Here is a 13405-nt window from a genome sequence, read left to right on the forward strand (position 1 = left end):
TTCGGATCCTAAGTATGGATTCCCGCGTACGCGGGAATGGCGGTACTAGCCGGCCTTCGCGTTCTTCTCCAGATACGCCCCATGCCCCGGCATCTTCGCCACCGCCTGCACGATCAGGTCGCGCAGTCCCGCAAAGTGCCCGTGCAGCTGGCGCATGTCGACATCGTCCACGAACGGATCGTAGCGCTTCGGCTCGACCCCGAGGCCGACCAGCATCGCGACGAATGAGGGAAGGAGAAAACTGTCGCGGTCGAGGATCGCGACGCGGCCCGTCTCGCGGAACAGTTCGATCTGGTGCGCGAGCGAAGCGGGGATGGTCATGTTTGCGCAATAGCGCCAGAATTCCGTGTCGTCGCGCTTCGTCAGCTTGTAGTGCATGACGATGAAGTCGCGGATCGACTCGTAGCGGCTGCCGATGATCCGGTTGAATTCGTCCGCCAGCTCGGGCCGGAAATCGCGGTCCGGGAACTGTTCGATCAGGGTGCCGATGGCCGTTTCGATCAGGCTGATGCTGGTCGATTCCAGCGGTTCGACGAAGCCGGCCGACAGCCCGATCGCCACGACGTTCTTGACCCACGATTTCTTGCGCTTGCCGGTGACGAAGCGCAGCTGGCGCGGCTCGTCCAGCGCGGCCCCGTCGAGGCCGTCGAGCAGGTCCTGGCGCGCCTTTTCGTCGGTCGTGAACGCGTTGCAGTACACGTGGCCGTTGCCGGTGCGGTGCTGCAGCGGGATGCGCCACAGCCAGCCCGCCCCTTTGGCCGTCGAACGGGTGTAGGGCGTCAGCGGTTCGACGCGCGCGCACGGGACGGCGAGGGCGCTGTTGCACGGCAGGTGCTCGCTCCAGTCGTCGTAGCCGGCCTTCAGTGCGCCTTCGATCAGCAGGCCGCGGAAGCCCGAGCAGTCGATGAACAGGTCGCCGTCGAGCGTGCGGCCATCCGCCAGGCGCACGGCCGTGACGAAGCCCGTTTCCGGATGCTGGTCGACGCTGGTGATCGTGCCTTCGACGCGCCTGGCGCCGCGCGCCATCGCGTAATCGCGCAGGAAGGCGGCGTACAGGCCGGCGTCGAAATGGTAGCCGAACGAATAAGCGTCCGTGACGCCCGGCTGCGCGTCGTTCGGCATCGTGAATTTGTTCTCGCGCGCCATGATCGACGCCATCGACCAATTTTCCAGCGCCGGCATGTGGTCGAACGTGCGCGCGAGGCGCAGCCAGTAATGGTGCGGCTGGATGCCGTTCAGGGGCGGACCGAAGTCGCCGAAACCGTGGAAGAAGCGGTTGCCGACGTGGCCCCAGTCCTTGAATTCGATGCCGAGCTTGAAGCTGGCCTGCGTCTTCTTGATGAAGTCGGCGTGGTCCAGCTGGAGGGCCGCATTATAGAAGCGGATCGTCGGCAAGGTCGCTTCGCCCACCCCGATCGTGCCGATGTCCGGCGATTCCACCAGTACGATCTCGCAGCGCTGGCCCATGCGCTGGGCCAGCGGCGCCGCGGCCATCCAGCCGGCCGTGCCGCCCCCCACGATGACGATTTTACGGATCGGGTTTTGTTGCATGATGTCTCCTGTTGTATTGCTCGCTCAGGAGAGTGTAGGACAGCGGGCTTGTGGCCGGCAATAGAAATGTTTGCGTATAACATTTCTTTAACAAAAGCGACGCAACAGCGCGTCACATATTGTTGGGCGCCACCGGATTCGACCCGCCGACGACGGCCTTGTCGACGAAATATTCGGTCTCGCCGAAGCAGGTGCTCGGGACGCCGACGTGCTGCGAATAGGTGAGCTGCACGCGCTGCCCCATCGCGGCCTGCAACTGGCGCACGACGTTCTCGTCGCGCACGGTGAAGTTGAAGCGCTCGGGAATGGCGCCCGGCATGCTGGACAGCAGGATCTCGCCTTCCCACGTCTTGCACAACCAGCCCTTGCGCGACAGTTTCTGCAGGTAGCCGGCCCGTTCGCCTTCCGAGTACGACCAGCTCAGCACGATCCACGTGTACAGGGCGAACAGCGCCACGGCGGCGATGACGACGGAGGCGAGGATGGCGGTGGCGCGGCGCGGCAGGGTCTTGGGCATGGTCGGTGTAAGGTAAGGTGACGGGACGTGACGAAGCGCGCCCATTCTGACATGGGCGCCCGGATTGTCAATCAGGCCAGTCTTAGACCTGTACCCCGAACGAACGGGCGAGGGGCCCGAGACCGCCGTTGTAGCCCTGGCCCACGGCGCGGAATTTCCACTCGTTGCCATAGCGGTACAGCTCGCCGAAGATCATCGCCGTCTCCGTCGAGCTGTCTTCCGACAGGTCGTAGCGGGCGATCTCGCGCTCGCCGTCCGCATTCAGGCAGCGGATGAAGGCGCGGGCGACCTGGCCAAAGCTCTGGCGCCGCTGGTCCGCTTCGTGGATGGTGACGGCGAACGCGATCTTTTCCACCTCCGGCGGCACGCGCGTGAGGTCGACCACGATGCGCTCGTCGTCGCCTTCGCCCTGGCCGGTGCGGTTGTCGCCCGTGTGCTTGACGGCGCCGTCGCTGGACTGCAGGTTGTTGTAGAAGATGAAGTCGGCATCGCCGCGCACCTTGCCGTCGCCGCGCAGCAGGAAGGCGCTGCCGTCGAGGTCGAAGGTGGCGCCGTCGGTCGCGCGCGGGTCCCAGCCGAGGCCGATGATGACCTTTTTCAGGTTCGGATCTTCCTTGGACAGGTTGACGTTGCCGCCTTTTTGCAAACTGATCGCCATCTTGCTTCCTTTCTATTAATGGTTACGGGTTTCAGGTCGCCGACTCGAGTTGCTCGCGCTTCTTGTAGCGGATCGACGACCACAGCGATACCAGGATGAAGGCCACGCCGGACAGGCCGGTGAACCATTCGGGAATCTCGTACTCGACGCTGGCGAACATGATCAGGGCCAGGATGCCGATCGCGTAGTGGGCGCCGTGCTCGAGAAAGACGAATTCTTCCAGCGTGCCCTTGTGCACGAGGAACACGGTTAGCGACCGCACGAACATGGCGCCGATGGCCAGGCCGAGCATGATCACGACGACGTCGTTCGTGATGGCAAATGCGCCGATCACGCCGTCGAAGCTGAACGACGCGTCCAGCACTTCCAGATATAAAAAGCCGCCGATGCTGCCCTGCGAGATCAGCTTGCCCACGGCCGGGTCGGATTCTTCTTCCTCCAGCAGTCCGGAAAACCAGTTCACGCCCACGTACACGAGCACGCCGACGACGCCCGCGATGAGCGTGGACAGCTTGCGCTCCTGCGGCACGAGGCTCATGCAGCCGAACACGGCGAGCAGGGTGACCAGGATGGCGAAGCCTTCCGAACCGTACTTGCCGACCTTTTCTTCGATCCAGCCCAGCCAGTGGAGTTCCTTTTCCTCATCGAACAGGAAGTTGAGGAAGACCAGCAACAGGAACGCACCGCCGAACGCGGCCACTTCGGCGTGGCGCGACGTCAGGTTGCGGGCGTACTCGTCCGGGTTGTTGACGGCCATGTGCCAGACGTCGATCAGGCCCAGGCCCGTCGCCACCGACACGATGAGGAGGGGAAACAGCAAGCGCATGCCGAACACGGCGACGACGATGCCGACCGTGAGGAACAGCTTTTGCCAGAACGCGTTCCAGTTGCGCAGGACGGACGCGTTGACGACCGCGTTGTCGAACGACAGCGAGATCTCGAGCACGCCCAGCACGGCCGCGATCCACAGCGCTTGCAGGAGGCCGGCGCTGCCACCATGGGAAAAGCCCCACCAGCCGGCCAGCGCCAGCAGGACGGCGGTGACGACGAACGACAACCTGAAATGTTGCATGTACCTCTCCAGTTCTTATATACGCATTGTCTGAATGACCACACGGCGCATATTACCCCGTTTCCCACATTGGCGGGCGCATCGATCGCCACCGCGTGAATTGCTCACGTGACATTGCATCTGCCATAATGCCGCCCGGCGTCATGCCTCCCGTTTCCCCTTGAATGGATTTCACATGGATGTCTCTTATCTGGTCACCCCGGTGCTGACCTGGCTCGTGGTCGGCCCGATCAAATTCCTCATCAACAGTGCGCGCCAGGGGCGCTGGGCGTTCAACCTGGTCGGCAACGGCGGCTTTCCCAGCAACCATAGCGCCACCGTCACCAGCATGGCGACCTTGATCGCCCTGCGCGAGGGCATCGGCCACCCGGCGTTCGGCGTGGCCGTCACCCTGTGCTTCATCGTGATGATCGACGCCAACAGCCTGCGCCAGCACGTCGGCCGCCAGGCCGCCGCCATCAACCGCCTGGCCGCGGGACAGGCCGGCCACACGACCCTGCGCGAGCGGATGGGGCATACGCTCGTCGAGATCGGCGGCGGTATCGTCACCGGGATCCTGATGGGGAATCTCGTGTATCACCTCTTCGTGCGATGAAATTGGGTCCCTGCCTGCGCAGGGACGACGGTCTTATGGCCGCGTAACAAAATACCGTCGCTCCCGGGCTAGGCGCCCCCCTTGGCGAGAGCCCAAGGTAGTGCACCGTTAGCTTCCCACCGTCCACCCGGACGTCCGCCTGTCCGCGCGTTGTCCCTTCTTTCGCGCATTTCATGCTCGGCCAAACGCATTTCATCCCGCCTATCTGCAGTTCATCCCACCAAAACCGCGCTTTGCCGAAACGTCAATTGACGGTCAAGACCGCCTATTCGATACTGCGCGCTGGCCTTTTATATTCTTATTTTTACAGGTAACGAGTCCATCCTCGGGGGAACCAAGAAATGCTGCGCAAAACTATAATCTTCCTTGCTATTGCTTCCGCACTCAGTGCGTGCGGCAAACATGACAAGGACCCTGCAAAGCCCGACGCCGCCAACGCGCAGGCGGATGCCAAGCAGAAGGATGGCAAGGCCGTCCAGCTGCTCGTTGCCCCGGAGGATGTCCTGACCGTGCAGAGCAGTGCGCTCGCGAACGGCCCGGTGATCACGGGCTCGGTCCAGCCGGAACGCAAGGCCGACCTGCGCGCGGAAGTGTCCGCCATCGTGCTGCAGGTCCTGAAAGAGAACGGCGACCCGGTCAAGAAGGGTGACGTGCTCGTCAAGCTGGACGAGACGTCGATCCGCGACAGCCTGATGTCCGCCCAGGAAGCCCAGCGCGCCGCCTCCCAGGCCCTGGACCAGTCCAACCGCGCCCTCGAGCGCCTGAAGACGCTGCGCGCGTCCGGCATGACGTCCGCCCAGGCGCTGGACGACGCCGAAGTGCGCCGCAACAGCGCCCAGAGCGAGCTGTCGGCCGCCAGGGCGCGCCTCGTCGCGGCCCAGCAGCAGGTGACCCGCACCGTCGTGCGCGCGCCGTTCGACGGCATCGTCTCCGACCGTAAAGTCTCCCCCGGCGACACGGCCGCCATCGGCAAGGAATTGCTGAAGGTGATCGATCCGACGAGCATGCGCTTCGAAGGCCGCGTGTCGGCCGACAAGATCGCCGCCGTCAAGGTCGGCCAGCCGGTGTTCTTCCGCGTCAACGGTTACGGCGAGCAAAAGTTCACCGGCATCGTCAAGCGCATCGACCCGTCCGCGAACGACATCACCCGCCAGGTCGAGGTGCTCGTCGGCTTCAGTAACGAAGCGCGTCCGCGCGTGGCCGGCCTGTATGCCGAGGGCCGCATCGACGCCGAGCTGTCCGATGCGATCACCTTGCCGGAATCCGCGATGGTCAAGGCCGGCGACAAGACGTATGCCTGGAAAGTGAAGGGCGGCCAGCTGGCGAAGATCGACCTGACGGTGGGTTCGCGCGATCCGCGCACCGGCAATTTCGAAATCAAGAACGGCCTGGCGTCCGGCGACAGCGTGCTGCGCCACCCGGGCTCGACCCTGAAGGATGGGCAGAAGGTGGAAATGGCGGCCGCTGCGCGCGTCGCCAGCGCCGCAGGTACCGCCAACAGCGCCACCAACAGCGCACCCCAGGGTAAATAAGCGGGATTAACCACCATGTTCCTGTCCAATTTCAGTGTCAAGAAGCCCATTGCGACACTCGTGCTGATCATCGGCATGATGTGCATGGGCCTGCTCGCGCTCAATCACTTGCGCGTGAACCAGAACCCGGACGTCGAGATTCCGATCATCGTCGTGACGATCCCGTATCCGGGCGCGTCGCCGGAAACGTCCGAACGCGAACTCATCGAACGCCTCGAGAAGCAGATGCTCGCCATCACCGGCGTGACCGAGGTGAACGCGTACGCCAATGAGGGCAGCGCGACGATCGTGCTGCGCTTCGACTTCAAGCGCAACCTGATCGAGGCCTCGGACGACGTCCGCAACGCCATCGCGTCCGTCCGCTACAAGCTGCCGATCGAGATGCGCGAGCCGGTGCTGCGCCGCGTCGACCCGTCCGCCCAGCCGATCATGAACCTGGCGCTGTCGTCGAGCTCGCAGAGCCATGCCGAGATCTCGCGCCTGGCCGAAGACCAGCTGGCCGACCGCTTCCGCGCGATCGACGGCGTGGCCAACGTGCAGGTGAACGGCTCGCTGCGCCGTGAGCTGTCCGTGCTGATCCATTCGGAAAAACTGCGCGAGTACAACGTCTCCGTCAGCGACGTGACGAACGCGCTATCGCGCCAGAACACGAACGCGCCGGTCGGCAAGGTGCGTAGCGAGCTGGACGAGAAGGGTATCCGCCTCGTCGGCCGCATCGAGCGTCCGGAAGATTTCTCGCAGGTGGTCGTCAAGCGCAACGGCGACACCGTCGTGCGCCTGAACCAGGTGGCCGACATCAAGGACGGCTTCGCCGACATCGACAGCGTGTCGATGCGCAGCGGCAAACCCAACGTCGGTATCCAGATCATCCGCTCGCGTGAAGCGTCGACCGTCGCCATCGCCAAGAAGGTCCGTGCGGAAATCGAACAGATCCGCAAGGAACTGCCGGCGGGCACCAAGCTGGACATTTCGTACGACGGCGGCGAGGACGCCCAGGACAGCCTGAACAACGTCATCGAATCGCTCGTGTTCGGCGCCGTGCTGACGATCTTCGTCGTGTACGCCTTCCTGAACTCGTGGCGTTCCACGCTGATCACCGCGCTGTCGCTGCCGACCTCGGTGCTGGCCGCGTTCATCGCCGTGTGGCTGTGCGGCTTCACCCTGAACTTCATGACGCTGCTGGGCCTGTCGCTCGCGATCGGCGTGCTGATCGACGACGCGATCGTCGTGCGGGAAAACATTGTCCGCCACATGGAAAACGGTTCCGACCGCCGCACGGCGGCCCTCGAGGGTACCGCGGAGATCGGCATGGCCGTCGCGTCGACGACGTTCTCGATCATGGCCGTGTTCATCCCCGTCGCCTTCATGCCGGGCATCTCGGGCGAATGGTTCCGTCCGTTCGCGCTCACCGTCGCCTGCTCCGTGATCGTGTCGCTGTTCATCTCGTTCACGCTCGACCCGATGCTGTCCGCCTACTGGGGCGACCCGCCGGGCCACCACCATGCGCCGAAGAAGGGCATCGAGAAATATCTCGCGCGCTTCAACGTCTGGTTCGACCACCAGGCCAACCGCTACGGCCACGTGATCGCCTGGGCGCTGCACCACCGCCGCTGGATGGCCATCATCGCCGTCGTCAGCCTCGTCGCGGCGCTGGGCCTGCAGGGCAAGTTCGGCGGCACGTCGTTCCTGCCGAAGCAGGACAGCGGCCAGCTGCTGATCGAAGTGCGTACGCCGGCGTCGGCGTCGGTGGGCTATGCCCGCATGAAGATGGAAGAAGCGGCCGCGCTGGCGCGCACGATGCCGGAGACGAAGGACACGAACGCCTCGATCAATTCGGGCGGCGGCCGCATCTACGTCGACATCGGCAAGCGCCGCGAACGCAAGCGCAGCGCGTCCGACATCGCGGTGGAACTGCGCGAGAAGATCGCCCGCCTCGTCGGTGCCGAGTACACGGTCACGGACGACCTGAACGGCAACGGCAAGCCCGTGCAGATCGAGTTCACCGGCACGGATTCGCGCAAGCTGATGGACCTGACCAATGCCTACATGGAAAAACTTCGTCAGGTACCGGGCGCCGTGGACGTCACGCTGTCCCAGCAGGATCCGAAGGACGAGCTGCAGATCGAGCTGGACCGCGGCCTCTCGAACATGATGGGCATCTCGGTCGGCGACGCCGCCACCGCGCTGCGCGTCGCGTTCGCCGGCATCGAGGTCGGCGACTGGGTCGACCCGACGGGCGAGACCCGCGACGTGGCCGTGCGCCTCGCGCCGGAAGACCGCGTGGGCCTGGAAAACATCGAGCGCCTGCCGATCGCCGTCACCGGCAGCAACATGATGGTGCCGCTGGACCAAATCGCCAAGATCACGATGGGCAAGGGCCCGTCCGCGATCGAGCACAAGGACGGCAAGCGCGTCGTGCGTGTGTCGGCCAATGCCCAGGGCCGCTCGAACGGCGAAGTCATGGACGACGCCCTCAAGCTGGCGAAATCGATGGACTTCCCGCCGGGCTATGGCCTGTCGCTGGGTGGCCAGAGCAAGGACCAGCAGGAAGTGTTCACGCAGATGACGATCGCACTGGTCTCGGGTATCGGCCTCATGTACCTGATCCTGGTGATGCAGTTCGGGTCGTTCACGGCGCCGCTCGCCGTGATGCTGTCGCTGCCGCTGTCGCTGATCGGCGTGGTCGTCGCGCTGCTGCTCACGAAGGGCACGCTGAACCTGATGAGCTTCATCGGCATCATCATGCTGATGGGTCTCGTGGCGAAGAACGCGATCCTGCTGCTGGACGCCGCCCGCACCCGCGAGGCGGAAGGCATGGACCGCGAAGACGCGCTGATGGCCGCCGGCCGCGCCCGCCTGCGTCCGATCCTGATGACGACGTTCGCGCTGATCGCCGGCATGCTGCCGGTGGCGCTGGCCCTGGGCGACTCGGGCGAGTTCTACCAGCCGCTGGCCATCGCGATCATCGGCGGCACGATCACGTCGACGGTGCTGACCCTGCTGGTCGTCCCGACCTTCTACGACAGCATCGAGATCGCCCGCGACCGCATGGTGGCCAAGTTCCACCGCCGCGCGGCCCGCTTCACGGCGCTGCCGGCGTTCGTGATGACTTTCGTCGAAGCGATCCTCACGCTGGTGCTCGTGCGCCTGGTCTTCCGCCTGATCGTGAAGGCCGGCCGCTTCGCTACCGGCCGCGGCCGCCCGGCGACGGCTTGACGGTGTGGTGCCGGCTGCGGCCGGCATGCAATGAGAAGGGCCTGCAAGCGCAGGCCCTTTTTTCATTCCGAGGCACTCTAGGAAACGGCATGCACTAGGGCCGCATCCGCCGCGCCCAGTGCATGCCGGTGCCAAGGGCCGTTCCCGACCCTTGGCCGATGCGCCACGGCGATCAGCGGCCCGAGGTACCGGTGCCCGAGGTGCCGGTGCCCGACGTGTCGCTGCCGGTCGTGCCCGACGTACCCGACGTGCCCGACGAGCCGCTGCCGCCGGTCGTTCCGGTCGCGCCGGTGCCCGTGGTGCCGGTGCCCGTTGCGCCCGTGCCGGTGTCGCCGGTGGTGCCCGTCGCGCCGGTGGCGCCGCCCATGGTGCCGGTGGTGCCGGTTGCGCCGGTGCCGGTCGTGTCACCCGTCGTGCCCGTGCCGGTGGCGCCGGTCGTGCCGCTGGTGCCGGAGCTGCTGCTCGGCGCGGTGGCCGACGTGTCGCCGGTACCGGTCGTGCTGGTGGTGTCATTCTTCTTGCAAGCGGCCAGGCTGGCCATCAGGGCTGCAGCAAACAGAATTTTCGATGCGTTGTTAAGAGCTTTCATTTGTTTTACTCCTCGTTCACGTCTATCGTTTACCGCCGTCTCCCGGTGAGCACTGGAAGCGAGGCGGGGCTTAGGGTTCCCGATGGACCATGCGGTCCAAGCGTGAACCATCAGGGAACCGACGCAATACGCGGCCCCGGTGGCGTACGAATCCGACTGTCTGGATTTGACCGGCACCGCGCCGGCCGGTTCGTCGGATTGCATGCCTTCTGCTTTGGGAAACCGAAGTTCCCCTTGTTCCGCCGTGCCGCCTGCAACGTCGACACGTGCGGGTTAGATAAGAGCCGAACCATCATCGTTCAGCCCTTTGTCCCCCGGCGAAGCTGCCGGATGGTCGTGACACCCCGTCGGCGCTGTCGCCGGCGGCCTGTTCGAGCAGGGCGGGAATGACGTCGCACAATTCCCGCGCCAGGTAACCCAGTCTGCCGAAGCGTTCGGCGAGGCGCTCGCCCGCGCGCGCGTGCAGCGCGACGCCCCAGGCGGCGGCCTGCGCGAGCGTGGCGCCGCGCGCCGCGAGCCCCGCGATGATGCCGGCCAGCACGTCGCCCGAACCGGACGTGGCGAGCCCGACGTTGCCGCCTTCGTGCTGCCACCGCTCGCCGCCCGGCGCCGCGATCACGGTGCGCGCGCCCTTGAGCGCGACGACGGCGTTCCAGTGCCGGGCCGCGTCGATGGCATGGCGGTCCGGCGCCGCGCCGATCTCGTCTTTCGCGATGCCCGTCAGGTGGGCCATTTCGCCCGCATGCGGCGTCAACAGGACCGGCACCTTGAAGCGGAAGGGCGCGCGGTTCGGCGTGCCTCCCCCGGGCGGATGCAAAACCGCGCCCATCGCCTCGGCGTCGAGCAACACGTTCGTGGCGGTGCCGTCCAGACGCGGCAGCAGCGCGTGCACGAGGCGGGCCGTCGCGGCCTCGTCCCGCATGCCGGGGCCGATGAGGACAGCGCTGATCTTGTCGGCCAGCGGATCGAGCGCGGCCACGGCTTCGACCGTGAAGCCGCCGGCATCGTTTTCCGCCAGTCCCAGCACGCGCGATTCAGGAATAGCGAGCGCTACCAATTGGGCCACGCTGCGGCCGGTGGCAATGGTCAGCTTGCCGGCGCCGGCGCGCAAGGCCGCCGTCGCGGCCAGGATCACGGGGCCGGGCATCTCGCGCGAGCCGCCGAGGACGAGCACGTGGCCGCGGTCTTCCTTGTCGGCGTCGTTCGAGGGCACGGGCAGCGGCCAGCTGCGCAGCAGGCTCGTATCGACGTCGCGCGGGCGGGCATGGGTTTGCAGCGTCATGGAGGGACCTCAGGCCTTGGCGGCGGTGGGCTGGTCTTTGGCGACCGTGACCGGCGTGCCGGTGGCTTCGAGCGGGGCGACGAAATTGACCAGGCGGACGGCCAGCTTGCCGCGCTTGCCCAGCGTGGGATCGAACGCGTAGGACGTGACGGAGCAGTTCGGCACGTCGCCGGCGCGGTCCTGCTCGAGGATCGTCGCCTCGTCCATCCGCTCGATCAGGTAGCGGAAGCAGTTGACGATGACCTGGTGCGCGACGATCAGCACGCGTTCGCGCGGGTACTCGCGCGTCATCGTGTCGAGGACGCTGCGCAGGCGCAGGATGACGTCGCACCAGCTCTCGCCGCCGGGCGGGCGGAAATAGAACTTGCCGACGTGGTGGCGTTGCTCATGCAGCTCGGGATATTTCTCGGCGATACCGCGCACCGTCAGGCGGTCGAGGATGCCGAACTCCTTTTCGCGCAGGCGCTCGTCGGCGTGGACGGCGAGCAACTCGTCGCGGTTCAGGCGCTGCATCAGGATATTGGCGGTCTCGGCCGCGCGCACGTAGGGCGAATGCAGCACGACGTTCGGCTGGCCGTCGGGCGGCAGCGCCGCGAACCAGCTCGACAGGGCCTGCGACTGGCGCACGCCCAGCTCCGACAGGGGCACGTCGACGTCGCGCTCGGCGATGTCGATGAGCAGGCCAGCCGCGGCTTCGGCGGCATCGCGCGCGACATTACCCGCGCTTTGCCCGTGCCTGACGAGCCAGATTTCCTGTGGCCACTTCTGATCCATCATCCGACCGTTTGTGATTTTGACATGACGCGATCATAGACGGATTCGGCGGGATTTCCGCGCACGATTCCGGACGAAAACGTGTGCCAAAACGACGTGTAGGCGGGCTCTTACGTGAACAGGAGAAAGGTTTTACATCACCTTTACGCTACTTGCTCCTCGCTGTCGAGGTTGACCTCGGCGTCGCTGTCGAACACGGCCATGTCGGTCTGGCCGAGCACGCGGCTGGCGAACGTGCCGGCCGTGATGGACCCGCTGACGTTGAGCGCGGTACGGCCCATGTCGATCAGTGGCTCGATGGAAATCAGGAGGCCCGCCAGCGCCACGGGCAGGTTCAGCGCCGACAGCACGATCAGCGCGGCGAACGTGGCGCCGCCGCCCACGCCGGCCACGCCGACGGAGCCGATGGTGACGATGCCGATCAGGGGCAGCAGGAAGCTGCTCGTGAACGGATCGATGCCGACGGTGGGCGCGATCATGACGGCGAGCATCGCCGGATAGATGCCGGCGCAGCCGTTCTGGCCCATCATCGAGCCGAACGACGCGGCGAAGTTGGCGATGCCTTCCGGCGTGCCGAGACGCGCGGTCTGCGTCTGCACGCTCATCGGGATCGAGCCGGCCGACGTGCGCGACGTGAACGCGAAGGCGAGCACGGGGAAGATCTTTTTCACGTAGCGGCCCGGGTTCAGGCCCACGGCCGCGATGATCAGCAGGTGCACGCCGAACATGAGGATCAGGGCGCTGTACGATGCGGCCACGAAGCCGATCAGCTTGAGGATGTCCTGCACGCTGGAGCTCGCCAGCACCTGCGTGATGAGGGCGAACACGCCGAACGGGGTGAGGCGCAGCACGAGCGTCACCATGCGCATCACGATCACGTGGGCCACGTGCACGAATTCGCTGAATTTCTCGAACACGTCCGGCTTCTTGGCGGCGATGCCCGTCGCGGACACGCCCAGGAAGATCGAGAACAGGACGACGGCGATCGTCGACGTCTTGCGCGCGCCCGTCATGTCGAGGAAGGGATTCTCGGGAATGAACGACAGGATCATGGTCGGCAGCGACACGTCCTGCGCCGTGGCCAGTTTGCCCTCTAAATAATGGCCGCGCGCGACTTCGGCCGCGCTCGACGTCAGGCCGACGGCGGACAGACCGTACAGCTTGGCCATCAGGATGCCGATCGTGGCCGCGATGGCCGTCGTGACCATCAGCGTGCCGATCGTCAGCGCACTGATCTTGCCGAGCGACGACGCGTCGCGCAGCTTGAGGATGGCCTGGATGATCGACACCATGATCAGTGGCATGATGATCATCTGCAGCAGTTTGACGTAGCCGGTGCCGACGATGTCGAGATACGCATTCGTCTGTGCAATGACCTGTGAACCGTTGCCGTAGAACGCCTGGAACGCCGCGCCGAGGACGATGCCCAGGCCGAGGCCCGTGAACACGCGTTTCGTGAAGGACAGATGGCGTTGCTGCATCACATACAGCAGGCCGCAGGCGGCCAGGGCGATGGCCAGGTTCAGGATCAGGGGGAGACTCATGATCTTATATGCGTACAGGAAATATAAGAGCCGCATTTTATATCCAATCATGCAGGTTTGCATGACCGCCACATT

Annotated in this window: 11 protein-coding genes; 3 read left to right on the forward strand and 8 right to left on the reverse strand. The window is 65.4% G+C overall.

The features are described 5' to 3' along the window. Positions 1-45 precede the first annotated feature (45 nt). From ASD28_RS11475 to ASD28_RS11490, 4 genes are all read right to left on the reverse strand, one after another. Positions 46-1551, reverse strand: a complete 1506-nt coding sequence (locus tag ASD28_RS11475; RefSeq protein ID WP_056127250.1) for a tryptophan halogenase family protein — start codon at positions 1549-1551, stop codon at positions 46-48. A gap of 112 nt (positions 1552-1663) precedes the next feature. After that, positions 1664-2068, reverse strand: a complete 405-nt coding sequence (locus tag ASD28_RS11480; RefSeq protein ID WP_056127253.1) for a hypothetical protein — start codon at positions 2066-2068, stop codon at positions 1664-1666. Between the two features lie 82 nt (positions 2069-2150). Next, entirely contained in the window at positions 2151-2726 is a 576-nt protein-coding gene (locus ASD28_RS11485; RefSeq protein WP_056127255.1) for a TerD family protein, read from the reverse strand. A 31-nt stretch (positions 2727-2757) separates the two neighbouring features. Next, complete coding sequence (locus ASD28_RS11490) at positions 2758-3798, reverse strand: DUF475 domain-containing protein (protein WP_056127258.1); 1041 nt, start codon at positions 3796-3798, stop codon at positions 2758-2760. A 175-nt stretch (positions 3799-3973) separates the two neighbouring features. Between ASD28_RS11490 and ASD28_RS11495 the strand changes: the two genes are divergently transcribed. The 3 genes from ASD28_RS11495 (at position 3974) to ASD28_RS11505 (ending at position 9141) form a co-directional block, all read left to right on the forward strand. Further along, complete coding sequence (locus ASD28_RS11495) at positions 3974-4393, forward strand: divergent PAP2 family protein (protein WP_056127263.1); 420 nt, start codon at positions 3974-3976, stop codon at positions 4391-4393. A gap of 341 nt (positions 4394-4734) precedes the next feature. After that, complete coding sequence (locus ASD28_RS11500; protein WP_056127266.1) at positions 4735-5925, forward strand: efflux RND transporter periplasmic adaptor subunit; 1191 nt, start codon at positions 4735-4737, stop codon at positions 5923-5925. Positions 5926-5940: 15 nt separating this feature from the next. After that, positions 5941-9141 (forward strand): efflux RND transporter permease subunit, encoded by a 3201-nt coding sequence (locus ASD28_RS11505; protein ID WP_056127269.1) that lies wholly within the window; start codon positions 5941-5943, stop codon positions 9139-9141. Between the two features lie 172 nt (positions 9142-9313). Here the strand turns inward: ASD28_RS11505 and ASD28_RS11510 are convergent, their stop codons facing one another. The 4 genes from ASD28_RS11510 to ASD28_RS11525 form a co-directional block, all read right to left on the reverse strand. Then, the gene (locus ASD28_RS11510; protein ID WP_056127271.1) at positions 9314-9730 is read right to left on the reverse strand and encodes a hypothetical protein; all 417 of its coding nucleotides are present in this window, start codon (positions 9728-9730) and stop codon (positions 9314-9316) included. A gap of 292 nt (positions 9731-10022) precedes the next feature. Then, entirely contained in the window at positions 10023-11012 is a 990-nt protein-coding gene (locus ASD28_RS11515; RefSeq protein WP_056127274.1) for an NAD(P)H-hydrate dehydratase, read from the reverse strand. Between the two features lie 9 nt (positions 11013-11021). Next, complete coding sequence (locus ASD28_RS11520) at positions 11022-11786, reverse strand: histidine phosphatase family protein (RefSeq protein ID WP_056128366.1); 765 nt, start codon at positions 11784-11786, stop codon at positions 11022-11024. A 143-nt stretch (positions 11787-11929) separates the two neighbouring features. Then, the gene (locus ASD28_RS11525; protein ID WP_056128369.1) at positions 11930-13330 is read right to left on the reverse strand and encodes an L-cystine transporter; all 1401 of its coding nucleotides are present in this window, start codon (positions 13328-13330) and stop codon (positions 11930-11932) included. Between the last annotated feature and the right edge of the window lie 75 nt (positions 13331-13405).

The organism is Massilia sp. Root133 (assembly GCF_001426525.1).
In the GTDB taxonomy this organism is placed as follows: Bacteria; Pseudomonadota; Gammaproteobacteria; order Burkholderiales; family Burkholderiaceae_D; genus Telluria; species Telluria orientalis.